At 70.5% G+C, this 23,113-nt stretch carries 35 protein-coding genes; 3 read left to right on the top strand and 32 right to left on the bottom strand.

Annotated elements, in window-relative coordinates; all coding sequences use genetic code 11:
* Positions 1-2: 2 nt before the first annotated feature.
* A complete protein-coding gene (locus AB0B63_RS04155) occupies positions 3-551 on the top strand; it encodes a hypothetical protein (protein ID WP_208568192.1) in 549 nt (182 codons plus the stop codon).
* 90 nt (positions 552-641) lie between these two features.
* On the opposite strand, the gene AB0B63_RS04150 is transcribed toward AB0B63_RS04155, so the two are convergent.
* The 3 genes from AB0B63_RS04150 to AB0B63_RS04140 all read right to left on the bottom strand — a co-directional run bounded on the left by AB0B63_RS04150 (position 642) and on the right by AB0B63_RS04140 (position 4,007).
* Positions 642-1,604 (bottom strand): aldo/keto reductase, encoded by a 963-nt coding sequence (locus tag AB0B63_RS04150; RefSeq protein ID WP_208568193.1) that lies wholly within the window; start codon positions 1,602-1,604, stop codon positions 642-644.
* A gap of 76 nt (positions 1,605-1,680) precedes the next feature.
* A complete protein-coding gene (locus AB0B63_RS04145) occupies positions 1,681-3,360 on the bottom strand; it encodes an ATP-binding cassette domain-containing protein (RefSeq protein WP_208568194.1) in 1,680 nt (559 codons plus the stop codon).
* A 41-nt stretch (positions 3,361-3,401) separates the two neighbouring features.
* Positions 3,402-4,007 (bottom strand): methyltransferase, encoded by a 606-nt coding sequence (locus tag AB0B63_RS04140; RefSeq protein WP_208568195.1) that lies wholly within the window; start codon positions 4,005-4,007, stop codon positions 3,402-3,404.
* 123 nt (positions 4,008-4,130) lie between these two features.
* On the opposite strand from AB0B63_RS04140, the gene AB0B63_RS04135 reads away from it, so the two are divergent.
* Positions 4,131-5,249: a hypothetical protein gene (locus AB0B63_RS04135; RefSeq protein WP_357014479.1), complete on the top strand. Its 1,119-nt coding sequence runs from the start codon at positions 4,131-4,133 to the stop codon at positions 5,247-5,249.
* A gap of 101 nt (positions 5,250-5,350) precedes the next feature.
* On the opposite strand, the gene truA is transcribed toward AB0B63_RS04135, so the two are convergent.
* The 9 genes from truA to AB0B63_RS04090 all read right to left on the bottom strand — a co-directional run bounded on the left by truA (position 5,351) and on the right by AB0B63_RS04090 (position 11,066).
* Positions 5,351-6,181, bottom strand: coding sequence for a tRNA pseudouridine(38-40) synthase TruA (gene truA / locus AB0B63_RS04130; protein ID WP_357014477.1), 831 nt, complete (start codon positions 6,179-6,181; stop codon positions 5,351-5,353).
* Between the two features lie 74 nt (positions 6,182-6,255).
* Complete coding sequence (gene rplQ / locus AB0B63_RS04125; protein WP_208568198.1) at positions 6,256-6,825, bottom strand: 50S ribosomal protein L17; 570 nt, start codon at positions 6,823-6,825, stop codon at positions 6,256-6,258.
* Positions 6,826-6,859: 34 nt separating this feature from the next.
* The gene (locus tag AB0B63_RS04120; protein ID WP_007073009.1) at positions 6,860-7,882 is read right to left on the bottom strand and encodes a DNA-directed RNA polymerase subunit alpha; all 1,023 of its coding nucleotides are present in this window, start codon (positions 7,880-7,882) and stop codon (positions 6,860-6,862) included.
* A gap of 95 nt (positions 7,883-7,977) precedes the next feature.
* Positions 7,978-8,604, bottom strand: a complete 627-nt coding sequence (rpsD, locus tag AB0B63_RS04115) for a 30S ribosomal protein S4 (protein ID WP_067301470.1) — start codon at positions 8,602-8,604, stop codon at positions 7,978-7,980.
* Between the two features lie 14 nt (positions 8,605-8,618).
* Entirely contained in the window at positions 8,619-9,026 is a 408-nt protein-coding gene (gene rpsK / locus AB0B63_RS04110) for a 30S ribosomal protein S11 (RefSeq protein WP_030329919.1), read from the bottom strand.
* A gap of 69 nt (positions 9,027-9,095) precedes the next feature.
* Entirely contained in the window at positions 9,096-9,476 is a 381-nt protein-coding gene (gene rpsM, locus AB0B63_RS04105) for a 30S ribosomal protein S13 (RefSeq protein WP_091241981.1), read from the bottom strand.
* Positions 9,477-9,740: 264 nt separating this feature from the next.
* Entirely contained in the window at positions 9,741-9,854 is a 114-nt protein-coding gene (gene rpmJ / locus AB0B63_RS04100; protein WP_012184307.1) for a 50S ribosomal protein L36, read from the bottom strand.
* 92 nt (positions 9,855-9,946) lie between these two features.
* Positions 9,947-10,168: a translation initiation factor IF-1 gene (infA, locus tag AB0B63_RS04095; protein ID WP_007073013.1), complete on the bottom strand. Its 222-nt coding sequence runs from the start codon at positions 10,166-10,168 to the stop codon at positions 9,947-9,949.
* A gap of 271 nt (positions 10,169-10,439) precedes the next feature.
* Positions 10,440-11,066: a DUF1707 domain-containing protein gene (locus AB0B63_RS04090; protein ID WP_357014473.1), complete on the bottom strand. Its 627-nt coding sequence runs from the start codon at positions 11,064-11,066 to the stop codon at positions 10,440-10,442.
* 729 nt (positions 11,067-11,795) lie between these two features.
* Between AB0B63_RS04090 and AB0B63_RS04085 the strand changes: the two genes are divergently transcribed.
* Positions 11,796-12,032 (top strand): hypothetical protein, encoded by a 237-nt coding sequence (locus AB0B63_RS04085; RefSeq protein ID WP_357014471.1) that lies wholly within the window; start codon positions 11,796-11,798, stop codon positions 12,030-12,032.
* Positions 12,033-12,229: 197 nt separating this feature from the next.
* Here the strand turns inward: AB0B63_RS04085 and map are convergent, their stop codons facing one another.
* From map to rplB, 20 genes are all read right to left on the bottom strand, one after another.
* Positions 12,230-13,081 carry a type I methionyl aminopeptidase gene (gene map, locus AB0B63_RS04080; protein WP_219464743.1) on the bottom strand — a complete coding sequence of 284 codons (852 nt, stop codon included), beginning with the start codon at positions 13,079-13,081 and terminating at the stop codon, positions 12,230-12,232.
* Positions 13,082-13,178: 97 nt separating this feature from the next.
* Positions 13,179-13,832, bottom strand: a complete 654-nt coding sequence (locus AB0B63_RS04075; RefSeq protein WP_091241987.1) for an adenylate kinase — start codon at positions 13,830-13,832, stop codon at positions 13,179-13,181.
* Complete coding sequence (gene secY / locus AB0B63_RS04070; protein ID WP_208568320.1) at positions 13,833-15,161, bottom strand: preprotein translocase subunit SecY; 1,329 nt, start codon at positions 15,159-15,161, stop codon at positions 13,833-13,835. It lies immediately after the preceding gene.
* Between the two features lie 235 nt (positions 15,162-15,396).
* Complete coding sequence (gene rplO, locus AB0B63_RS04065) at positions 15,397-15,840, bottom strand: 50S ribosomal protein L15 (protein ID WP_088646994.1); 444 nt, start codon at positions 15,838-15,840, stop codon at positions 15,397-15,399.
* Entirely contained in the window at positions 15,840-16,022 is a 183-nt protein-coding gene (gene rpmD, locus AB0B63_RS04060) for a 50S ribosomal protein L30 (protein ID WP_067301451.1), read from the bottom strand. The genes rplO and rpmD overlap by 1 nt, the downstream gene beginning before the upstream one ends.
* Positions 16,022-16,636 (bottom strand): 30S ribosomal protein S5, encoded by a 615-nt coding sequence (rpsE, locus tag AB0B63_RS04055; RefSeq protein ID WP_088646996.1) that lies wholly within the window; start codon positions 16,634-16,636, stop codon positions 16,022-16,024. The genes rpmD and rpsE overlap by 1 nt, the downstream gene beginning before the upstream one ends.
* A gap of 33 nt (positions 16,637-16,669) precedes the next feature.
* Complete coding sequence (rplR, locus tag AB0B63_RS04050) at positions 16,670-17,059, bottom strand: 50S ribosomal protein L18 (RefSeq protein WP_208568202.1); 390 nt, start codon at positions 17,057-17,059, stop codon at positions 16,670-16,672.
* Positions 17,056-17,598, bottom strand: coding sequence for a 50S ribosomal protein L6 (gene rplF, locus AB0B63_RS04045; protein ID WP_208568203.1), 543 nt, complete (start codon positions 17,596-17,598; stop codon positions 17,056-17,058). Before rplF ends, rplR begins: the two co-directional genes overlap by 4 nt.
* A gap of 16 nt (positions 17,599-17,614) precedes the next feature.
* Complete coding sequence (gene rpsH, locus AB0B63_RS04040; protein ID WP_067301438.1) at positions 17,615-18,022, bottom strand: 30S ribosomal protein S8; 408 nt, start codon at positions 18,020-18,022, stop codon at positions 17,615-17,617.
* Between the two features lie 96 nt (positions 18,023-18,118).
* Positions 18,119-18,304: a type Z 30S ribosomal protein S14 gene (locus AB0B63_RS04035; RefSeq protein WP_007073023.1), complete on the bottom strand. Its 186-nt coding sequence runs from the start codon at positions 18,302-18,304 to the stop codon at positions 18,119-18,121.
* A gap of 1 nt (position 18,305) precedes the next feature.
* The gene (rplE, locus tag AB0B63_RS04030) at positions 18,306-18,875 is read right to left on the bottom strand and encodes a 50S ribosomal protein L5 (protein WP_204957695.1); all 570 of its coding nucleotides are present in this window, start codon (positions 18,873-18,875) and stop codon (positions 18,306-18,308) included.
* Positions 18,875-19,195 carry a 50S ribosomal protein L24 gene (rplX, locus tag AB0B63_RS04025; protein ID WP_208568204.1) on the bottom strand — a complete coding sequence of 107 codons (321 nt, stop codon included), beginning with the start codon at positions 19,193-19,195 and terminating at the stop codon, positions 18,875-18,877. Before rplX ends, rplE begins: the two co-directional genes overlap by 1 nt.
* The gene (rplN, locus tag AB0B63_RS04020; RefSeq protein WP_007073026.1) at positions 19,192-19,560 is read right to left on the bottom strand and encodes a 50S ribosomal protein L14; all 369 of its coding nucleotides are present in this window, start codon (positions 19,558-19,560) and stop codon (positions 19,192-19,194) included. Before rplN ends, rplX begins: the two co-directional genes overlap by 4 nt.
* 101 nt (positions 19,561-19,661) lie before the next feature.
* The gene (gene rpsQ, locus AB0B63_RS04015; RefSeq protein WP_208568205.1) at positions 19,662-19,943 is read right to left on the bottom strand and encodes a 30S ribosomal protein S17; all 282 of its coding nucleotides are present in this window, start codon (positions 19,941-19,943) and stop codon (positions 19,662-19,664) included.
* A complete protein-coding gene (rpmC, locus tag AB0B63_RS04010) occupies positions 19,940-20,176 on the bottom strand; it encodes a 50S ribosomal protein L29 (RefSeq protein WP_357014463.1) in 237 nt (78 codons plus the stop codon). Before rpmC ends, rpsQ begins: the two co-directional genes overlap by 4 nt.
* Positions 20,176-20,601, bottom strand: coding sequence for a 50S ribosomal protein L16 (rplP, locus tag AB0B63_RS04005; protein WP_088647000.1), 426 nt, complete (start codon positions 20,599-20,601; stop codon positions 20,176-20,178). Before rplP ends, rpmC begins: the two co-directional genes overlap by 1 nt.
* A 3-nt stretch (positions 20,602-20,604) precedes the next feature.
* A complete protein-coding gene (gene rpsC / locus AB0B63_RS04000) occupies positions 20,605-21,477 on the bottom strand; it encodes a 30S ribosomal protein S3 (protein WP_088647001.1) in 873 nt (290 codons plus the stop codon).
* Entirely contained in the window at positions 21,477-21,935 is a 459-nt protein-coding gene (gene rplV / locus AB0B63_RS03995; protein ID WP_088647002.1) for a 50S ribosomal protein L22, read from the bottom strand. The genes rpsC and rplV overlap by 1 nt, the downstream gene beginning before the upstream one ends.
* 40 nt (positions 21,936-21,975) lie before the next feature.
* A complete protein-coding gene (gene rpsS / locus AB0B63_RS03990; protein WP_088647003.1) occupies positions 21,976-22,257 on the bottom strand; it encodes a 30S ribosomal protein S19 in 282 nt (93 codons plus the stop codon).
* Positions 22,258-22,269: 12 nt separating this feature from the next.
* On the bottom strand, positions 22,270-23,109 hold the full coding sequence (gene rplB, locus AB0B63_RS03985; RefSeq protein ID WP_091242024.1) for a 50S ribosomal protein L2: 840 nt from the start codon (positions 23,107-23,109) through the stop codon (positions 22,270-22,272).
* Positions 23,110-23,113: the final 4 nt, after the last annotated feature.

The raw sequence follows: 23,113 nt of genomic DNA, 5'->3' as shown, positions 1-23,113 counted from the left end.
CGATGCGTACCTTGAGAGCCCTCGCCGCGCTGGTCGTGGCGGCCCTGGTGACCCTGCCGGCGGGTCCGGCGGCGGCGCACGGCGGAAAGGTCAAGCTGACGGTGGCCGGTGACGGCGCCGGTGGGGTGACCGTGATGGCCGTGTACGCCGACGGGCACCGGCTGGACCAGCCGGTCCGGCTCACCGTGACCGCCGAGGGTGAGGGTGGCCGGACGGCCGGGCCGGTGCAGATCGAGCCGTCCGGGGAAGGGCAGGGCTTCTACAGCAGCGGCCCGTTGCTCTCCCCCGGCGACTGGCGGGTGACGGTCCGCGCCCCCGCCCCCTACCAGAGCACGGCGACCGCGCAGGTGCAGGCCCGGGCGGCCCAGTCGCCGTCGCCGGTCGCCGCCGCGCGCCCGGCGGCCGGGCCGGAGACGGCCGGCGTCGGGCGGTGGTCGTGGCTGGTCGGCGGGCTGGCGGTGGTCGCCGTCACGGGGGTGGCGCTGCTGTGGTGGCGTCGCCGTCGGGCCGTCCCCGGACCCGGGGACCACCCGGCCGGCCTGGGCGGCTGACGGCCGGCCGGGCACCCACCCCGGGCAGGACCGAATCGGGCCCGGACACCTCACCGGTGTCCGGGCCCGACCGCGTCCGACCCGGATCGGTCAGAGCAGGGCGTCCAGGGCGTCGAGGTCGTCGTCGGTGGGCTGCCAGGTGCCGGCGGCGGCGTTCGCCCGGACCTGCTCGGCGGTGGTGGCCCCGGCGATGACGGAGGCCACCGCCGGTCGGGCGGCCAGCCCGCCGATGGCCACCTGGAGCAGCGTCAGCCCCCGCTGCGCCGCAAACGTCTCCAGCGCCTCGATGGTGTCCCAGCGGGCCGCGGCGAGCCGCTCGGCGTACCGGCCACCGCCGGAGAGGCGGCTGCCGGCGGGTGGGGCGGTGTCCCGCCGGTACTTGCCGGTGAGCAGCCCGTTGGCGAGCGGGAAGAACGGCAGCAGGCCCAGGCCGAACCGCTCGCAGGCCGGAATGATCTCGACCTCGGCGTCGCGGTGGAGCAGGTTGTAGTGGTTCTGCGCACTGACGAACCGGGTCAGCCCCCGGGTCTTCGCCGTCCAGTCGGCGTCGGCGATCTGCCAACCGGAGAAGTTGGAGTTGCCCAGGTAGCGCACCTTGCCGGCGCGGACCAGGTCGTCCAGCGCGGCGAGCGTCTCGTCGATCGGGGTGTCCGGGTCGGGTTCGTGCAGCTGGTACAGGTCGATGTGGTCGGTGCCGAGCCGGCGCAGCGACGCCTCGACAGCCCGCACCACGTACCGCCGGGACCCGCGTACCCCGAAGTCGCGGCCGTTGCGCCCGCCCATCGACATGCCGAACTTGGTGGCCAGCACCACGTCGTCCCGGCGGCCCTTGAGGGCCTGCCCGAGCAGTTCCTCGGAACCCCCCGGGGGCTCGCCGTAGATGTCGGCGGTGTCGAAGAAGGTGATCCCGGCGTCGAGCGCGGCGTCGACCACCGCCCGGGTGCCGTCGATGTCGAGCTTGCGGCCGAAGTTGTTGCAGCCGATGCCGACCACGGACACCACGAGCCCGGAGTCGCCCAACCGGCGGTAGGTCATCTCAGTCACGAGATCCACCCTATGCCGCCCGGACCGGCCCCGACCCCGCCCGACGACCGGCCGGGGTCGGCACCTCACGGTCCGCGTGGGTGACTCAGCCCACGTCCCAGACCGGCTCCGGGGTCTCCACCACCTCACCGTCCCCCCGGAACAGCACGAACCGGTCGAACGAGCGGGTGAACCAGCGGTCGTGGGTGACCGCGACGACCGTCCCGGCGAACGCGGCCAGTCCCGCCTCCAACGCCTCGGCCGAGGCCAGGTCGAGGTTGTCGGTCGGCTCGTCGAGCAGCAGCAGGGTCGCCCCGGACAGCTCCAGCAGCAGCACCAGGAACCGGGCCTGCTGGCCGCCGGACAGGGTGCCGAAGCGCTGGTCGCCCTGGCCGGCCAGCTCGTAGCGGCTCAGCGCCGCCATCGCCGCGTGCCGGTCCATTCCGGCCCGGTGCTCGTCGCCCCGCCACAGCGCCTCGACCAGGGTCTTGGCCATCAGCTCCGGCCGGTCGTGGGTCTGCGAGAAGTGCCCCGGGCGGACCCGGGCACCCAGCCGGACCACCCCGCCGTGTGCCACCGGGGCCAGCGCGGCGGCCCCGTCGACCGGGCCGTTGGCCGGGTCGGGGTCGGTGCCGCCCCGGGCCAGCAGGCGCAGGAAGTGCGACTTGCCGGTGCCGTTGGCCCCGAGCACCGCCACCCGGTCGCCGTACCACAGCTCCAGGTCGAAGGGGTAGGTCAGGCCGTCCAGCTCCAGCTGCTCGCAGATCACCGCGCGCTTGCCGGTCCGCCCGCCGGCCAGCTGCATCCGGATGTCCTGGTCCTTCGGCGGTACGGGTGGCGGCCCGGCCTCCTCGAACTTGCGCAGCCGGGTCTGCGCCGCCTGGTAGCGGGAGGCGAGCCCGTCGTTGTACGCGGCTTTCTGCTTGTACATCAGCATCAGCTCACGCAGCTTCTGGTGCTCCTCGTCCCAGCGGCGGCGCAACTCGTCGAGGCGGGCGTGCCGGGCGGTGCGGGCCTCGTGCCAGCTGGCGAAGCTCCCCGGGTGCACCCAGGCGCTGCCCCCCTCGACGGCGACCACCCGGTCGGCGGTACGGGCCAGCAGCTCCCGGTCGTGCGAGACGTACAGCACCGACTTGGTGGACTCGCGCAGCCGTTGCTCCAGCCAACGTTTACCGGGCACGTCGAGGAAGTTGTCCGGCTCGTCGAGCAGCAGCACCTCGTCGGTGCCCCGCAGCAGCAGCTCCAGGGCGAAGCGCTTCTGCTGGCCACCGGACAGGGTCCGCACCGGGCGGTCCCGGGACGCGTCCCAGGGCAGGTCGAGCACGGTGGTGGTGACGGTGTCGAAGAGCACCTCGGCGTCGTACCCGCCGGCCTCGCCCCAGGCGGCCAGCGCGTCCGCGTACGCCAGCTGGGCCTTGCCGGCTGCGGTGCTGTACTTGCCGCGCAGCTCGGCGGCGCGCATGGCCTGTTCGGTGTCGACGAGCCGGCGGCCGGCGTCGCGCAGCGCCGGCGGAGCCAGCGACAGGGCCAGGTCGGCCAGCGTCGAGTCGTCACCGATCATGCCGATGAACTGCCGCATCACGCCGAGCCCGCCGGCCCGGGCGACCGCGCCGGTGCGCACCGGCAGGTCCCCGGCGACCATCCTCAGCAGCGTCGTCTTGCCGGCGCCGTTCGGCCCGACCAGGGCGACCTTGGCCCCCTCACCGACCCGGAACGACACGTCGGCGAAGAGTTCCCGACCGTCCGGGAGGATGTGCCCGACCGCTGCCACGTCCACGTATCCCACGCGGGCATCCTGCCCGAGGCGTGGGCCCGGACGACACCGGATTACCGGGTGACCCGCAGCACCCGGTAGCCCTTCTGGCTGGCGTGCCGGGTCACCGCGAAGCCCTCGTCGAGCAGCCAGCGGTGCAGCGAGTCGCCGCCCAGGTGGCGGGCCACGACCAGCCAGCCGACGCCGTCCGGGGCGAGCCGGGGCAGCCAGCGGCGCAGCAGTCCGTGCAGTTCGGGTTTGCCGATGTGGATCGGCGGGTTGGACCAGACCTGGGTGAAGGTGACGTCGGCCGGCACCTCGTCGGGGGTGACCGCGTGGACCCGGTCGGCGGCGTCGATGCGGGCGGCGTTCGCGGCGGTCAGCGCGCGGGCCCGTTCGTTGACGTCGACCGCCCAGACGGTGGCGGTCGGCGCGAGGTCGGCCAGCACGCAGCTGATCGGGCCGAACCCGGAGCCGATGTCGAGCAGGTGGCCACCGGTGGCGGCGGTCGGCAGGTCGGCCTTGCGCAGCAGGACGGCGGTGCCGGGGTCGAGCCGGGTGGCGGAGAAGACCCCGCTGGCGGAGGCGAGTGCGTAGTCGCGCCCGGCGACGTGGAACTCCACCTCGCGGGGGTGGGCCGGGGCGCTGGGCTCCGCGGTGAAGTAGTGGTCGCCGGTCACCGGGGCATTGTTCCACCGGTCCGGAGCGGGGCTGCCGTCGGCCGGCGTCCTCACCCGACGCGCCGCAGACCGTATTTCCGGTTATTACCCCCTAAAGGGGCAATGAACCCTACTCTGGGCGACATGGTATATCGGTACGAGTCCGCTGAGGACGCATTCGAGGAGAACCCGCGGCCCGACGCGGACCTGCCGCTGTTCCAGCCCCCGCCGACCACGGCGGCCGGGCCCTCCCCGTCCCGCTTCCCGGCACCGTCGCTGCCCCGGGTCAACCAACCGGCCCCGCCGACGGTCGACCCCGTCCCGATCCGGTCCGCCGTCCAGGTGCCCGGCGCGACGTCCGCACCGGACCGCGCCAGGTCCCGCCGCTCCGGCGACGGCCGGGGCCGCCGGGGTGGCCGCGGCTGGCAGATCGTCGTCGGCGGGGCCGCCGTGCTGATGCTGCTCGGCCTCTGCGGGCTCGGCGGGGCCGTCCTGCTCATCGACCGCACCCCGACCGACGACACGTCGCCGAACGGGCAGGCCGCGCCGACGGCACCGGGCACCGCCACCCCCGACGACCAGGCCGACGGGCCACTGGACTCCCGGGAGGTCGACCGGCAGCCGTTGACCGCCAAGGAGGTCTTCCCCGGCAGCAAGCTGGTCATCGGCGTCGACCGGCACGAATACCAGGTGCTCAAGACCCAGTCGAACGCCAGCTGCGCCGTCGCGGCCACCGGCGAGATAGCCGACCTGCTGGTCACCCTCGGGTGCAGCCAGGTGGTCCGGGCCACCCTGCGCTCCCCCGACGAGGACCACCTGGTCACCGTCGGCCTGCTCAACCTGACCGACCTGGCCACCGCGCAACGCGTCCGGGACCGGATCCGCCCCCTGCTCGACGACCGGCGCGGCCGGTTCCGGGGCATGCCCGCCGGGGAGGACACCGAGTCGGTCGCCACCGCCGCCGCCCGCGTCGCCTGGCAGGTGCGCGGCCACTACGTCGCCTACTGCCTGGTGACCAGGGACGACGCCGGTGCCGTCCCGGCCGGCGACCAGACCGTCCGCGAGATCATCTACGACCTGGTCGAACTGCACCTCGACAAGGGCGTCCTGGACCGCCGGGCAGCCGGCGTCAGCGTCGACCAACCCACCGCCAAGGCCACCAGCCCCTCGGCCACCCCGCACGCCGGGAACCGGAAGACCCCCACCCCCACCGCGACCCCCCGCGCCGGCGACCCGGACACCGACGAACTGCCCGGCGACTGACGACCACCGACGCAGGCCCGGCCGTCGCGGCCGGGCCTGCGTCGTACCCGGCCCGGAGGAAACGGGGATCCCGCCGCCCGGGACCCGACCGTCCCCCGGCCTCAGGACTGGACGGGGAGCCGCAACCGGCGGGTACGGTCGGCGCGGTCGGCGTACTCGGCCGGGTCGTGTGGATAGCCGACGGCCACCAGGGTCAACCCGTGCGCCGGCGCGACCGTCACCTCGCTGGAGCGTTCCCGCCGGGCCAGCAGCCCCGCCGGCCACCCGACCGGGCGTCGACCGTCCCCGGCGGTCAGCATCGCCCCCACCAGGCTGCGCACCATCGCCTGGCAGAACGCGTCGGCCTGCACGGTGGCGACCAGGATGCCGTCCGGGTCCCGCCGCCAGTCCAGCCGGGTCACCTCACGCAGGGTGGTGGCGTTCTCCTTGCGCCGGCAGTACGCCGCGAAGTCGTGCTCCCCCACCAGCCCGGCCGCCGCGACGTTCAGGGCGCCCAGGTCCAACGGTCGGGGCCAGGCGAGGGTGTCCCGACGCCGCAACGGCTCGACACCCCACGGTGCGTCGGTCACCCGGTACTCGTACCGGCGGAAGGTCGCCGAGAAGCGGGCGTCGAACTCGACGGGCACCTCGGTCATCGCCCGGACCCGCACGTCACCGGGGAGCAGCCGGGCCAGCCGGCGCAACAGCCGCCCCCGGTGCTCCGCCCAGACGACGACGGGCACGTCGAGGTGGCAGACCTGCCCGGTGGCGTGCACCCCGGCGTCGGTCCGCCCGGCCACCGTCAACCCGGTGACGGCACCCGCCCCGAGCACCAGGTCCAGCGTCTCCACCAGCACCCCGGCCACGGTGCGCCGGGTCGGTTGGACCGCCCAGCCGGAGAAGTCGGTGCCGTCGTACGAGACGTCCAGCCGCAGCCGGATCCGCTCGTCCACCTCGTACCTCCCGTTCACGACGTCGGGCCCGGCACCCCAGGAAGGGATGCCGGGCCCGACGGTGCTGCCGTTGCTCAGGCCTTCTTCTCGGTGGCCTCGGTCTCGGTAGCCTCGTCGCTGTCCTCGCGGGCGGCGGCGGTGTCACCGGACGCCGAGACCGGCGCCTCGGAGTCCTGGTCGGCCGGGGCCGCCGGGGTCTCCTCGGCCGGGGCGAGCGCCTCGACCTTGTCCTGCTGGGCGGCCTTGCGGGCGGCGGTCTTCTTGTTCGCCTTGGGCTCGGCGACCTGAAGCTCCTCCACCAGCTCGATGATCGCCATGGGAGCGGCGTCACCCTTGCGCGGGCCGGTCTTCACGATCCGGGTGTAGCCACCGTTGCGGTTGGCGTACCGGGGCGCGATCTGGTCGAACAGGGAGTAGACCACGTCCTTGTCCTTGACGACGCCCAGCACCCGCCGCCGCGAGGCGAGGTCGCCCCGCTTGGCCTTGGTGATGAGCTGCTCGGCCAGCGGACGCAGCCGCCGGGCCTTCGTCTCGGTGGTCTGGATCTTGCCGTGCTGGAACAGCGCGGTGGCCAGGTTGGCCAGCATCAGCCGCTCGTGCGCGGGGCTGCCGCCGAGGCGGGGGCCCTTGGTGGGCGTGGGCATGCTTGGTGCTCCTCAGGTGTGGCGGCAGCGCGGACTAGAGCTGCTCGGTCTCGCGATAGTCGTCGGTGTCGTAGTCGGCCTCGCCGAAGGCGTCCACGACGTGTGCCGGGTCGAAGTTCGGGGCCGAGTCCTTCAGCCCCAGACCCATCCCGGCGAGCTTCATCTTGACCTCGTCGATCGACTTCTGACCGAAGTTGCGGATGTCGAGGAGGTCGGCCTCGGTACGCCCGATCAGCTCACCAACGGAGTTGATGCCCTCGCGCTTGAGGCAGTTGTAGGAACGGACCGTGAGGTCCAGCTCCTCGATCGGCAGGGCCAGGTCCGCCGCCAGCTGGGCGTCCTGCGGGGACGGCCCGATGTCGATGCCCTCGGCGGTCTCGTCCAGCTCCCGGGCCAACCCGAACAGCTCCACCAGCGTCGAACCGGCGGAGGCCAGCGCGGTACGCGGACCCATCGACGGCTTGGTCTCGACGTCGATGATCAGCCGGTCGAAGTCGGTCCGCTGCTCGACGCGGGTCGCCTCGACGCGGTACGTCACCTTGAGCACCGGCGAGTAGATCGAGTCGACCGGGATCCGGCCGATCTCGGCACCGGCCTGCTTGTTCTGCGCCGCCGTCACATAGCCGCGACCCCGCTCGACGGTCAGCTCCATGTCGAGCCGGCCCTTGCCGTTGAGGGTGGCGAGCTTGAGGTCGGGGTTGTGCACCGAGACACCGGCCGGGGGCTGGATGTCGCCTGCGGTGACGTCGCCCGGACCCTGCTTGCGCAGGTACATGCTGACCGGCTCGTCGTGCTCGGAGCTGACGCAGAGCTCCTTGATGTTCATGACGAGCTCGACCACGTCCTCCTTGACCCCGGGGATCGTGGTGAACTCGTGCAGCACACCGTCGATCTTGATCGAGGTGACCGCGGCACCCGGGATGGACGACAGCAGCGTACGCCGCAGCGAGTTACCCAGGGTGTAGCCGAAGCCGGGCTCCAGCGGCTCGATGGTGAACCGGGAACGGGTCTCGTTGATCGACTCTTCGGAGAGAGACGGTCGCTGGCTGATGAGCATCTTTTCTCTTCTCTTCCGGGACGCCCGCTATATGACGTCCACGACACGAACTGTTCCGGTGGCCCGCCCCGCAGGACGGGCCACCGCAACGGGCCCTACTTGGAGTAGAGCTCGACGATCAGCTGCTCCTGGACCTGGGTGTCGATCACCTGACGGGCCGGGAGCGAGTGCACCAGGACCTTCATCTGGCTCGGGATCGCCTCCAGCCACGCCGGAACGGTCTTCGAGCCGGCCTGGGCCTGCGCCACGATGAACGGGGTGAGCTCCTTGCTCTTGCCCCGGACCTCGATGATGTCGTGCTCCTTGACGCGGTACGACGGGATGTCGACCTTCTTGCCGTTCACGGTGAAGTGACCGTGCTTGACAAGCTGGCGGGCCATGTCCCGCGAGTGCGCGTAACCGGCCCGGTAGACCACGTTGTCGAGGCGCGACTCGAGGATCTGCAGGAGGACCTCACCGGTCTTGGCCTGCTTGGCCACGGCCTCCTCGTAGTACCCGCGGAACTGCTTCTCCAGCACGCCGTAGACCCGACGCGCCTTCTGCTTCTCACGGAGCTGGAGCAGGTACTCCGTCTCCTTCGTGCGGCCACGGCCGTGCTGCCCGGGCGGGAACGGCCGGGACTCGAACGGGCACTTCGGGCCATCGCACTTGCTGCCCTTGAGGAACAGCTTCATCTTCTCCCGCCGGCAACGGCGGCAGTCAGCACCGGTGTAACGAGCCATCTCTCTCTAACCTCTCAGACCCGGCGACGCTTCGGCGGACGGCACCCGTTGTGCGGCTGCGGGGTGACGTCGGCGATCTGGCCGACCTCCAGCCCGACGGCCTGCAGCGAGCGGATGGCGGTTTCCCGGCCGGAGCCGGGGCCCTTGACGAACACGTCGACCTTGCGCATGCCGTGCTCCATCGCCCGACGCGCGGCGGCCTCGGCGGCCAGCTGCGCGGCGAACGGGGTCGACTTGCGGGAGCCCTTGAAGCCAACCTGGCCCGCGGAGGCCCAGGAGATGACCGCACCGGTCGGGTCCGTGATGGACACGATGGTGTTGTTGAACGTGCTCTTGATGTGCGCCTGCCCGTGGGCGACGTTCTTGCGTTCCTTGCGCCGGACCTTCTTGACTGCGGCTCCGGCACGAGCCTTAGGTGGCATAAGTCTTCTGCGCTCCTGTATGGGTTCTCGATCGACTGCTGGCTCTTCGCCTGAATCCCGGCTGGGAAATTACTTCTTGCCGGGCTTCTTCTTGCCGGCCACGGTCCGCTTCGGGCCCTTGCGGGTGCGGGCGTTGGTCCGCGTCCGCTGGCCACGCACGGGCAGGCCCCGGCGGTGCCGGATGCCGGCGTAGCAGCCGATCTCGACCTTGCGGCGGATGTCAGCGGCGACCTCGCGGCGCAGGTCGCCTTCAACCTTGTAGTTCGACTCGATGTGGTCGCGGAGCTGGACCAGCTCCTCGTCCGTGAGGTCCCGAGCGCGCTTGTCCGGCGAGATGCCGGTAGCAGCGAGCGTCTCCTGGGCACGGGTGCGACCGACCCCGAAGATGTAGGTGAGCGCGATCTCCATCCGCTTTTCGCGGGGGAGATCCACGCCGACTAGACGTGCCATGTGCGGGCGTACTCCTCGTGATGTGTGGCGGAGGTGTGGACCCGTCCCACCCCGCTACCGACCTGTCCGACTCCGACGCGGTGTGCGCCGGCGACCGAACGGCCGCTGCCCGAGCGGGCCCCGGCCTCCGACCGGGGGTTGGCCACGAGAAGGTACGCATGCGTACGTTCCGCGGCTGGGACGAGCTGGTGACGTGTTGTCGTCGGATCTGCGCGACCCGGACCGGTCCGCCGCCCTCCGTTCGTCACGGACGGCGGAATCGGATCAGCCCTGACGCTGCTTGTGGCGCGGGTCGGTGCAGATCACCATGACCCGGCCGTGCCGGCGGATAACCCGGCACTTGTTGCAGATCCTCTTGACGCTCGGCTTGACCTTCACGGTTGCCTTACTTCCCATCTGGCCCGGCGACGCGATGACCGCGACTCCGGACGTCGAAGACGGACACGGGGACTTCCCGGCCGCCGTCAGGCTTACTTGTAGCGGTAGACGATGCGCCCGCGGGTCAGGTCGTACGGCGAGAGTTCGACGACGACCCGGTCCTCCGGCAGGATGCGGATGTAGTGCTGCCGCATCTTGCCGCTGATGTGAGCCAGCACCTTGTGGCCGTTCGCGAGCTCCACCCGGAACATTGCGTTCGGCAGAGGCTCGATGACCCGACCCTCGATCTCGATGGCTCCGTCTTTTTTCGGCATGTACTCCGCTGTCCTGACGTCGGTTGCTCCGGACGGCCCACAACGCCTTACACGGACCTCCCGATGGTCATCGGGGGCCCGCGCCAGCCGCGGCTCCGGGCTCCCACCGAAGCGCGGGGTGGGCATGCCGGAGTGGACGCTGTGCGCCGATCTGAAAGTGTACGCCCGCCCACTGGTGGTCGCCAAACCGGCCACCAGGGGTGTCACCCAACCGGACGAAACTGGGCACACCCTCCCACGCAACGCCCGGCGGTCGGCGGTCGTTGCGGCGCTACTCGCGGCGCTTGCGCCGCCGCGTGTCGCGCGCCACCCGCCGGCGGTCCCGCCGGGCGGGAGCACCGCCGGCGAACCCGCCAGTGGTACGCAGGAGCAGCAGAACCCCCCACGGGCCGAGCGCCCATGCCGGCCAGTAGAACAGCAGTTCCCGGCTGCCGACCGAGGAGATCGCCCAGATCACGGTGAGCAGGGCCGCCACCCGCAGCCAGGGCACCCACACCTCGACCGGCCACCGGCGGGAGCCGACACCCACAGGTACCGGCTCACCTACTGCGGTGCCCCCGGTCACCGGCGGCTCCGGCGTCACCTCCCGGTCGGGCACCGACGCCCCGGAACCGGACACCGGCGGGGCCTGCGAGCCGAGCGGGGCCTGCGGGCTGAGCGGGTCGAGCGGGGCCAGTGCGGAGCGCTGCGCGGACGCCGGTGCCGGCAGATCAGCCAGGACGGTGTCCAGTTCCGCGTAGGTCTTCGCCCCGTACGTCTGTTGCAGGCGTTCGTCGTACTCGTGCAGGTCGAGCCGACCCTCCTCCAGGGCGACCCGGAGCCGTTCCGCCGTCGCCTCCCGGTCGGTGTCCGCCGCCCGCATCCGGTCCCGCTCCTGCATGCCGGCCCGCCTCTCCATGCCGGCAAGCATGACACCACGGGTCCACCGCCGCCGAACCGTCACCGCCCACCGGGCCACAGGTCGGCTGCCGGACCAGAGGCCACACCGCCACCACCCCGCGACCGCCGCCAAGACCACCACCTCGGGCACCGCCACCGCCCCGCCACCACCACCAAAGTCACCACCTCGGCCACCACCGCCACGGCCATCACCACCGCCAAGACCACCACCACGGCCCCGCCACCACGGCCCCGCCACCGTCACCACACCCACACCCACAGCCACGACGGCCACGGCCACGGCCACCACCACGGCCACGGCCAGCTGGACGCTCATCCGGCTACGACGCCCGCACCGGCACCGGCCAGCGCGACCGCTGCTACCGGGCGGTTCCTCCGGTAGCGACCCCATGCGGTCGACGGGCCGCCCGACTCTCGACTCGAGGGGCTGCCCGTCCGCCCACCGGTGACCGCCCTCCCCCACCGCATCTGTTCTCGGCCCTTTCGACCTGATGACATCAGCGATTCAGCCAGCACCCCCACCTCGGTCAGGAGGGGCTCGGTCAGGAAGGGACCGCCGCCGAGAGGTCCTCCCCCTGCTCAGGCTGCCACTCGACATTCATGTGCTTACCCCTACCGACGGTTGAGTCGTCAACGCCATCAGCTCGAAAGGACCCGGGGTAGTCAACTGGCACCGGCCCGTCGGGCCCGGTACGACAGCCGGCCACGCTTCGCGCAGCGGCAGCGGATGGCGGCAGCAGCGGACAGCGGCAGCGGCAGCGGACGGCGGCAGCGGCAGCGGCAGCGGCAGCGGACGGCGGCAGCGGCAGCGGCAGCGGCAGCGGACGGCGGCAGCGGCAGCGGCAGCGGACGGCGGCAGCGGCAGCGGCAGCGGCAGCGGCAGCGGACGGCGGCAGCGGCGGACGGCGGCGGTGCGACCCCTGGTTCGGCAGCTGCCCTCCGCAGACGGACCACGGCGGCGTGAACCGCCGAGACGAGCACAGCTCGGCACCGCGCCGTCCGGACACCCTCATCCGGACTCGCCCCGACCGGGTCGGCGACGAGGGGGCGCGGACAAGGCTGACAGCGCCCGGCAGGGGGCCGGCCCGGACGCTCCTCAGCGGGCCTTACTCAGGGGCCCGCAGGGCGGAGAGGCGCAGGGCGGAGAGGCGTGATGACCGGTCAGGTGGCCGGGGAATCGGCAGGCTGCCGGGCGGTCACCAGGTCGCCGAGCCGCGCCCGTCCGCCGTCGAACGCGGTCAGCACCCAGACCCCGTCCTCCAGCAGCGCCATCGAGTGCTCGACGTGCACCGCCATCGACCGGTCCCGGGTGACCACCGTCCACCCGTCGGACAACTCGACGGTACGTGGGGAACCCATCGTGATCATCGGCTCGATCGCCAACGCCATGCCCGGCACCAGCCGGGGACCCTTGCCGGGGCGGCCGTGGTTGAGCACGTGCGGGTCCTGGTGCATCTCGGTGCCGATGCCGTGGCCGCCGTAGCCCTCGACGATGCCGTACCGGCCACCCCGGCGGACCGCGGTCTCGACGGCGTGCGAGATGTCGGTGAGCCGGCCCCGGCCGTTCGCGGCACCCCGGGCGGCGGCGGCGATCCCGGCCCACATGGCGTCCTCAGCGACCGACGCCATCTTCAGCAGCGCCGGGTCGACCTCGCCCACCCCGACGGTGACCGCCGCGTCGCCGTGCCAGCCGTCCAGCACCGCGCCGCAGTCGATCGAGATCAGGTCGCCCTCCCGGAGCACCTGGTCCGCTGCCGGGATCGCGTGCACCACCTGCTCGTTGACCGACGAGCAGATCGAGGCGGGAAAGCCGTGGTAGCCCTTGAACGAGGGGACCGCGCCCGCCTCCCGGATGGTCGCCTCGGCGATCGCGTCGAGGTCGGCCGTACTGACCCCGGGGGCGACTGCCGCGCTCATCCGACGCAGGGCCTCGGCGACCACCAGGCCGGCGGCGCGCATCTTCTGGATCTGGTCAGGGGTCTTCAGCTGGATGTCCAGCTGGGCACGGCGCATGGAGCAGTCACCTTTCGTTGCCGATTACACAGCGAAACAGCGGGGCACGTGGCGTACCCCGCTGTTCGCACTCTATCCGCCGGGCTGCGGCGGGCGGTCAGCCGCCGTACGAGCGCAGCGCGTCGATGGCACGGACGGTGACGTCCTCCACCGGGCCGGTGGCGTCGATCCCGACCAGCTTGTTCTGGGCGCCGTAGTAGTCGACCAGCGGCGCGGTCTTGTCGGCGTACTCCCGCAGGCGGGCCGCGATGGTCTCCGGCTTGTCGTCGTCGCGCTGGAACAGCTCGGCGCCGCACCGGTCGCAGATGCCGTCCTTGGTGGTGGCGTCGAACTCGACGTGCCAGATCTTGCCGCAACCCCGGCAGGTGCGCCGGCCGGAAAGCCGCCGGATCACCTCGTCGTCGTCGACCACCAGCTCCAGCACCAGATCCAGGGCGGTGCCCAGGTCGGCGAGGAGCTTGTCCAGCGCGGCGGCCTGCGGCGTGGTGCGCGGGAAGCCGTCGAGCAGGAAACCCTCGGAGGCGTCCGGCTCGGCGAGCCGGTCCCGGACCATGTTGATGGTCACCTCGTCCGGAACCAGCTTGCCCGCGTCCATGTACCGCTTCGCCTCGACCCCCAGGGGCGTCCCCTGGGAGACGTTGGCCCGGAAGATGTCACCGGTGGAGATCTTCGGCACCGAGAGGTGTGCGGCGATGAACTCCGCCTGTGTGCCCTTGCCCGCGCCCGGCGGGCCAACCAGAACGAGTCGCATCTACCGCAGGAACCCTTCGTAGTTCCGCTGCATGAGTTGGCTCTCGATCTGCTTCACGGTCTCCAGACCGACGCCGACCATGATGAGCACAGCGGTGCCGCCGAACGGGAAGTTCTGGAACTGCTGGCTGTTCAGCCAGATGAAGAAGAAGTTCGGCAGGACCGCCACGATGCCCAGGTAGAGCGCGCCCGGCAGGGTGATCCGGCTGAGGATGAAGTCGAGGTAGTCGGCGGTCGGCTTGCCAGGGCGGATGCCCGGCACGAAGCCGCCGTACTTCTTCATGTTGTCCGCGACCTCGGTCGGGTTGAACGTGATCGAGACGTAGAAGTACGTGAAGAAGATGATCAGCAGGAAGTAGATCACGATGTGCAGCGGCGCGTCGGCCTGCACGATGTTGTTCTGGATCCAGGCCTGGGTCTTCCCCGGGTCGGTCTGGTCGAAGAACTGGAGCGCCAGCTGCGGCAGGTAGAGCAGCGACGAGGCGAAGATGACCGGGATGACACCGGCCTGGTTCACCTTGAGCGGGATGTAGGTGGAGGTGCCGCCGTACATCCGCCGGCCGATCATCCGCTTGGCGTACTGCACCGGGATGCGGCGCTGCGCCTGCTCGATGAAGCAGACCGCGGTGATGACCACCAGGACCAGGGCGAGCACCAGGGCGAACTTGCCCCAGCCCTCGTTGGTCTTGATCTTCCAGCCCTCGCTGGGGAGCCGGGCCGCGATCGAGGTGAAGATCAGGACGGACATGCCGTTGCCGACGCCCCGGTCGGTGATCAGCTCGCCGAGCCACATCACCATGCCGGTGCCGGCGGTCATCGTCATGACCAGGATGCTGAGGGTCAGCCAGTCCGGGATGCCGGTGCCCTCGGGCACGATCGGGAACTGGTCGCAGCGGTTCTGGAACAGCTGGCCGGAACGGGCCAGCGCCACGAACGCCGACGACTGGAGGATGCCCAGGCCGAGGGTCAGGTAGCGGGTGTACTGGGTGATCTTCGCCTGGCCGGCCTGGCCCTCCTTGCGGAGCTGCTCCAGCCGGGGGATGACCACTGTCAGCAGTTGCAGGATGATCGACGCGGTGATGTAGGGCATGATGCCCAGCGCGAAGACCGAGAGCTGCAACAGCGCGCCGCCGGAGAACAGGTCGAGCAGGTTGAGCACGCCCGTGTTCTGGCCCTGCAGACTGTCGAGACACTTCTGCACGTTGCCGTACGAGACGCCGGGGCTGGGCAGAGTGGCGCCGAGCCGGTAGACCGCGATGATGCCTACTGTGAACAGCAGCTTCTTGCGCAGGTCAGGCGTACGGAACGCACTGAGAAAGGCGGACAGCAACTTCTTCCTCCTGCGCGCGGGCCGCCCGGTGGTGGTCCCTGGCGGGTCGGGGTGGGTGCCGGGCGAGTGCCCGATATCCATGGCTGGGAAGGGACTCTAACAGCCCGATCCCGCTCCGGGCAGGTGTGCCCGGCTACATAAACCGAATCCGATGTTACCCGGCGCACAGGCTCCGGGGAGACCAGGGCGCCCGCCCAGTTACGGAGAACTGAGCGGGCGCCCTGGTTTGCCTGTCCTACAGCTCGGTGACCGAGCCGCCGGCGGCGGTGATCTTCTCCTTGGCCGACGCGCTGAACGCCTGCGCCGACACCTGGAGGGTCACCCCGCCGAGATCGCCGGTGCCGAGGATCTTGACCGGGTGGCCCTTGCGGACCGCGCCGGCCTCGACCAGCTCCAGCGGGCCGACCTGGCCGCCGTTGGGGAACAGTTCGGCGAGCCGGTCCAGGTTGACCACCTGGAAGACGACCTTGAACTTGTTCTTGAAGCCCTTCATCTTCGGCAGGCGCATGTGGATGGGCATCTGCCCACCCTCGAACGCCGCCGAGATGTTCTTACGGGCCTTGGAGCCCTTGGTGCCGCGACCGGCGGTCTTGCCCTTGGAACCCTCACCGCGACCCACCCGGGTCTTCGCGGTCTTGGCGCCCGGGGCCGGACGCAGGTGGTGAACCTTGATCGTCATTACTCGACCTCCTCGACCTTCACGAGGTGGCTGACCGCGAAGATCATGCCCCGAATCTCGGGACGGTCCTCCTTGACCACCACGTCGTTGATCCGCTTCAGGCCGAGCGAACGCAGCGAGTGCCGCTGGTTCTGCTTACGCCCGATCGCGGACCGGAGCTGGGTGACCTTCAGGCGTGCCATCAGGACGCCACCCCCGCCCGCGACGCCAGCATGGCGGCCGGCGCGACGTCCTCGACCGGCAGGCCACGACGGGCCGCGACGGCCTCCGGGGACTCGAGCCCCTTCAGCGCCGCCACCGTGGCGTGCACGATGTTGATGGGGTTGGACGAGCCGAGGCTCTTGGAGAGCACGTCGTGGATGCCCGCGCACTCCAGCACGGCACGCACCGGGCCACCGGCGATGACACCGGTACCGGCGGACGCCGGCTTGAGCAGCACGACGCCGGCCGCGGCCTCACCCTGGATCGGGTGCGGGATCGACTGACCGATCCGCGGCACCTTGAAGAAGTGCTTCTTGGCCTCCTCGACGCCCTTGGCGATCGCCGCGGGCACCTCCTTGGCCTTCCCGTAGCCCACGCCGACCGTGCCGTCGCCGTCGCCCACGATCACCAGGGCGGTGAAGCTGAAGCGACGACCACCCTTCACGACCTTGGCGACGCGGTTGATCGCGACGACCCGCTCGAGGTGCGGGGTCTTCTCGACGGGCGCGTTTCCGCGGCCGCCCTCACGGCGGTTGTCGCGGCGACCACCCTCGTTGCCACCGGACCCGCCGCCACGGCGCTGTTGACCTGGCATCAGCAGCCTTCCTTATCTCTCGTGACGGGGTTTCTAGAACTCGAGCCCGGCTTCGCGGGCGGCGTCGGCAAGCGCGGCGACCCGCCCCGCGTACCGGTTGCCACCGCGGTCGAAGACGACCTTGGACACACCGGCCGCCTTGGCCCGCTCGGCGAGCAGACCGCCGACCTTGCCGGCCAGGGCGCTCTTGTCGCCGTCCGTACCGCGCAGCGACGCGTCCAGGGTCGAGGCCGACGCCAGGGTGTGACCCTTGGTGTCGTCGACGATCTGGGCGACGATGTGCCGCAGGGAGCGGGTGACCACCAGGCGGGGACGCTCGGCGGTGCCGCTGACGTTCTTGCGGACCCGGAAGTGTCGACGCGCACGGCCGACGGCGCGCTTGGCGGCGACGCCGCGGCGGCGCTTGAGCAGCGTGGCGCTCACTTCTTACCTGCCTTTCCGGCCTTGCGGCGGATGACCTCGCCCTGGTACTTGACGCCCTTGCCCTTGTAGGGCTCCGGCGGGCGGATCTTCCGGATGTTGGCGGCGACCTCACCGACCTGCTGCTTGTCGATGCCGGCCACGTGGAACAGGGTCGGCCGCTCCACCGTGAAGGTGATGCCGTCCGGCGCGGGGACCAGCACCGGGTGCGAGAACCCGAGCGCGAACTCGAGGTCCTTGCCCTTGGCCGTGACCCGGTAACCGGTGCCGGCGATCTCCAGGCTCTTGCGGTAGCCCTCGGTCACGCCGACGATCATGTTGGCGACCAGGGTACGGCTCAGGCCGTGCAGTTCCTTGGCCTTGCGCTCGTCGTTCGGCCGGTTGACGTGCAACTGGCCGTCCTCGCCCCGCTCCGCCTTGATCGGCTCGGCGAGCGTGTGCGACAGCTCGCCCTTGGGGCCCTTGACCTTGACGGTCTGGCCCTCGATCGTGATGTCGACGCCGGAAGGCACCGGGATCGACTTACGTCCAATACGCGACATTTCTACCTGTCTCCCGTTACCAGACGAAGGCGAGGACTTCCCCGCCAACGCTCCGCTTGCGGGCCTGCCGGTCGGTGAGCAGCCCCTGGGACGTCGAAATGATCGCCACGCCCAGCCCGCCGAGCACCCGCGGGAGCCCGTCCGACTTGGCGTACACCCGGAGACCGGGCTTGGACACGCGCTTGATGCCGGCCAGGCTCCGCTCCCGGTTCTGGCCGTACTTCAGCTCGACGACCAGTCGCTTGCCGACGGCACCCTCTTCGGGCTCCTCGACCAACCAGGTGGCGATGTAACCCTCGGCCTTGAGGACCTCGGCGATGTTCGCCTTGATCTTCGAGTAGGGCATCGTCACCCGGTCGTGGTACGCCTGGTTGGCGTTACGCAGACGCGTGAGCATGTCTGCGATCGGGTCGGTCATCGTCATGAAATTCGTCAACCTTTCTCGCCGGGGTTCCCCGGGCACGGCCCGGGGCCTACGGCGAAGAGACAGTTCAGCTGACGCGCGAAGCGCGCCGGGCTATTACCAGGAAGCCTTGGACACGCCGGGCAGCTCACCGCGGTGGGCCATCTCCCGGATGCACACCCGGCAGAGACCGAACTTGCGGTAGACCGCCTTCGGACGCCCGCACCGCTGGCAGCGGGTGTACGCGCGAACCGAGAACTTCGGCTTCGCGGCGGCCTTGAGGATCAGCGCCTTCTTGGCCATCTCAGTTCTCCTTGAACGGGAAGCCCAGGAGCTTGAGCAGCGCCCGGCCCTCGTCGTCGGTCGTGGCGGTCGTGACCACCGTGATGTCCATGCCCCGCTGGCGATCGATCCGGTCCTGGTCGATCTCGTGGAACACCGACTGCTCGGTCAGGCCGAACGTGTAGTTGCCGTGCCCGTCCAGCTTGCGTCCGTCGAGGCCGCGGAAGTCACGGATACGCGGCAGCGCGATCGACAGCAGCCGGTCCAGGAACTCCCACATCCGGTCGCCGCGCAGGGTCACCTTCGCGCCGATCGGCATGCCCTCACGCAGCTTGAACTGCGCGATCGACTTGGTGGCCCGCCGCACCTGCGGCTTCTGGCCGGTGATCGTGGCCAGGTCGCGCACGGCGCCGTCGATCAGCTTGGCGTCGCGGGCGGCCTCGCCGACGCCCATGTTGACGACGATCTTGACCAACCGCGGCACCTGCATGGGGTTGCCGAAGTTGTGCTGCTCCTGCAGCTTGGCCACGATCTCGTTGCGGTACCGCTCCTTGAGGCGCGGCAGGGTCTTGGTTTCGGTAGCCGTGGTCATCACAGGTCCTTACCGGTGCTACGCGCGATGCGGACCTTCTGGCCGTTGTCGTCGAAGCGGTAACCGACCCGGGTCGGCTTCCCGTCGGAGTCCAGGACCTGCACGTTCGAGACGTGGATCGGGGCCTCCTGGGTGACGATGCCACCGGTCTTGGCGCCACGCTGGGTGGTGCTGATACGGGTGTGCTTCTTGACCCGGTTCACGCCTTCGACGAGGACCTTGTCCTGCCGTGGGTAGGCCGCGATGACCTTACCCTTGGCACCCTTGTCCTTGCCGGCGATGACGATGACCGTGTCGCCCTTCTTGACCTTCACGGTCACAACACCTCCGGCGCGAGGGAAATGATCTTCATGAACCGCTTGTCCCGCAGCTCACGACCCACCGGGCCGAAGATGCGGGTCCCGCGCGGGTCCCCGCCGTCCTTGATGATGACGGCGGCGTTCTCGTCGAAACGGATGTACGAGCCGTCCGGCCGCCGCTTCTCCTTGGCGGTGCGGACGACGACGGCCTTGACGACGTCGCCCTTCTTCACACCGGCACCCGGGATCGCGTCCTTGACGGTGGCCACGATGACGTCGCCGATGCTCGCGTAGCGCCGACCGGAGCCACCGAGAACCCGGATGCACAGGATCTCCCGGGCACCCGTGTTGTCGGCGACGCGCAGTCGCGACTCCTGCTGAATCACGTCTATCTCCTATGTCTGCCGGTTCTCCGGCCGCCCGTCGAGGGCGGCCGGAGCCTGGCGGAACCTGCGCCCGACCGAAACCGGCCGAGCTCGAGCCTTCGCTACTTGGCCTTCTCGAGGATCTCCACGATGCGCCAACGCTTGGTGGCGGACAGCGGCCGGGTCTCCATGATCAGGACCCGGTCGCCGATGCCGGCGGCGTTCGGCTCGTCGTGCACCTTCAGCTTGCGGGTACGACGCATGATCTTGCCGTACAACGCGTGCTTGACGCGGTCCTCGACCTCGACCACGACGGTCTTGTCCATCTTGTCGCTGACCACCAGGCCCTCACGAACCTTACGGCGGGCCCGCACGTCGGCGGTGGTGTTCTCGGTCTCGCTCATGATGCAGTCACCTCAGTCGGCGCGGCCGAGAGACCCAGCTCGCGCTCACGCATGATCGTGTAGATCCGGGCGATCTCCCGACGGATGACCTGCAACCGCCGGTTGTTGTCCAGCTGACCGGTGGCGGCCTGCACGCGGAGGTTGAACAGCTCCGCCTTGGCCTCGCGCAGCTTCGTGAGCAGCTCCTCCTCGGAGAGCTCACGCAGCTCGGAAGGCTTGACGCCCGCTGCCATCAGGATTCACCCACTTCGCGCGTAACAATGCGGCACTTCATCGGGAGCTTGTGGATCGCGCGACGCATCGCCTCTCGCGCGATCTGCTCGTTGGGGAAGGACATCTCGAAGAGCACCCGCCCCGGCTTGACGTTCGCGACCCACCACTCGGGCGAGCCCTTACCGGAACCCATCCGGGTCTCGGCCGGCTTCTTGGTGAGGGCCTGGTCCGGGAAGACCGTGATCCAGACCTTGCCACCACGCTTGATGTGCCGGGTCATGGCGATACGTGCCGACTCGATCTGCCGGTTCGTCACGTACGCCGGCTCGAGAGCCTGGATCCCGAACTCGCCGAACACCACCCGGTTACCGCCCTTGGACGCGCCGTGGCGGTCCGGGTGGTGCGGCTTGCGGAAGCCCTTCGGGGGCTTGCGCGGCATCAGCATCTGTCAGCCCTCCTGCTGCGTTTCTGCCGGCTGGGTGGCGGCCGCGGCGACAGCGGAACTGTCGACGGGCTCGCCACTCGGCGTCTCGGCCTGCTGCGCGATGGTGGTCGCGGCAGCCCGGCCGGCCTCGGTACCGCCGGCGGTCGTACCGGACGAACCCGACCGGCCACGACGCGGCCGCTCGGGCCGGTCGCCACGCTCACCACGACGCGGGCGGGACGGACCGGCCTCGGCCGGGGCCTCCCGGCCCGGGACGGCGTCGCCCTTGTAGATCCAGACCTTCACGCCGATCCGGCCGAAGGTGGTACGGGCCTCGAAGAAGCCGTACTCGATGTTGGCCCGCAGCGTGTGCAGCGGGACCCGACCCTCGCGGTAGAACTCCGTGCGGCTCATCTCGGCGCCACCGAGGCGGCCCGAGACCTGCACCCGGATGCCCTTGCAGACGGGGTTCTTCATCGCCGACTGCATCGACTTGCGCATGGCCCGACGGAAGCTGACCCGGCTGGAGAGCTGCTCGGCGACACCCTGGGCGACCAGCTGCGCGTCCGACTCGGGGTTCTTCACCTCGATGATGTTCAGCTGCACCTGCTTGCCGGTGAGCTTCTCCAGCTCGCCGCGGATCCGGTCGGCCTCCGCACCCTTACGGCCGATGACGATGCCCGGCCGGGCGGTGTGGATGTCGACCCGGACGCGGTCCCGGGTGCGCTCGATGTCGACCTTGGAGATGCCGGCGCGCTCGAGCCCCTTGGACATCATCCGGCGGATCTTGACGTCCTCGCCGATGTAGTCCTTGTAGAGCTTGTCCGCGAACCAGCGGGACTTCCAGTCGGTCGAGATGCCGAGCCGGAATCCAGTGGGGTGAACCTTCTGACCCATTACTCGGCACCCTCCGTCTTACTTTCGGTCGCCGCGGGCTCGGCCTGCTGCGCCGGTGCCGCCTTCTTCGCCGCGGACTTCTTCGGCGCGGCCGGCGCGACCGCCTCGACCGCCACGGTGATGTGGCAGGTGCGCTTGCGGATCCGGTACGCCCGGCCCTGCGCCCGCGGCCGGAACCGCTTCATCGTCGGGCCCTCGTCGACGAACGCCTCGCTGACGAGCAGCGCGTCGGGGTCCAGCCGCTCGTTGTTCTCCGCGTTGGCGATCGCGCTCGCGAGCACCTTGTACACCTGCTCACTCGCCGCCTGCGGCGCGAACTGCAGCACCGTGAGCGCCTCCTTCGCGGGCAGGCCGCGGACGAGGTTGACCACCCGGCGCGCCTTCATCGGCGAGATGCGCACGTGTCGCGCAACCGCCCGCGCGCCCGGAAGCACCGGAGCGTCGCCCTTTCCTGGCATCGCTGTAACCCCTTGTTCCTCTATCCGTATGCCCGCGGCGTCAGCGCCGGCGGCTCTTCCGGTCGTCCTTCTCGTGACCCTTGAACGTGCGGGTCAGCGCGAACTCGCCGAGCTTGTGCCCGACCATGGCCTCGGTCACGAACACCGGGACGTGCTTGCGTCCGTCGTGCACGGCGATCGTGTGCCCGAGCATCTCGGGGATGATCGTCGAGCGGCGCGACCAGGTCTTGATGACGTTCTTCGAGCCCTTGTCGTTCTGCGTCTCCACCTTCTTGAGCAGGTGGTCGTCGATGAACGGGCCCTTCTTCAGGCTGCGAGGCATGCTCTATCTCCCTCAGCCGCGCTTACGCGTGGCGTAGCGGCGGCGGACGATCAGCCGGTCGCTCGGCTGGCCCTTACGACGGGTGCGGCCCTCGGGCTTACCCTGCGGGTTCACCGGGTGACGACCACCGGAGGTCTTACCCTCACCACCACCGTGCGGGTGGTCGACCGGGTTCATCGCGACACCACGGACGGTCGGGCGCTTGCCCTTCCAGCGCATCCGGCCGGCCTTGCCCCAGTTGATGTTCGACTGGTCGGCGTTGCCGATCTCGCCGATGCTGGCGCGGCAGCGCACGTCGACCCGCCGGATCTCACCGGACGGCATCCGCAGGGTCGCGTAGACGCCCTCCCGGCCGAGCAGCTGGATGCCGACGCCGGCCGAACGGGCCAGCTTGGCGCCGCCGCCCGGACGCAGCTCCACGTTGTGGATGGTGGTACCGACCGGGATGTTGCGCAGCGGCAGGTTGTTGCCCGGCTTGATGTCGGCGCCCGGACCGGACTCGACCCGGTCGCCCTGCTTCATGTCCTTCGGCGCGAGGATGTAGCGCTTCTCGCCGTCGGCGTAGTGCAGCAGCGCGATGCGCGCGGTGCGGTTCGGGTCGTACTCGATGTGCGCGACCTTCGCCGGCACGCCGTCCTTGTCGACCCGCTTGAAGTCGATCAGGCGGTACTGCCGCTTGTGACCGCCGCCGTGGTGCCGGGTGGTGATCCGGCCGTGGGCGTTGCGGCCACCCTTCTTGGGCAGCGGAGCCAGCAGGGACTTCTCCGGCGTGGACCGGGTGATCTCGGCGAAGTCGGCGACGCTGGAGCCGCGTCGGCCCGGCGTCGTCGGCTTGTACTTACGGATAGCCATTGTC

It is taken from the genome of Micromonospora sp. NPDC049081 (assembly GCF_040648835.1).
GTDB classification, from domain to species: domain Bacteria; phylum Actinomycetota; class Actinomycetes; order Mycobacteriales; family Micromonosporaceae; genus Micromonospora; species Micromonospora antibiotica.
This window is presented reverse-complemented; position numbering and strand designations above follow the sequence as displayed.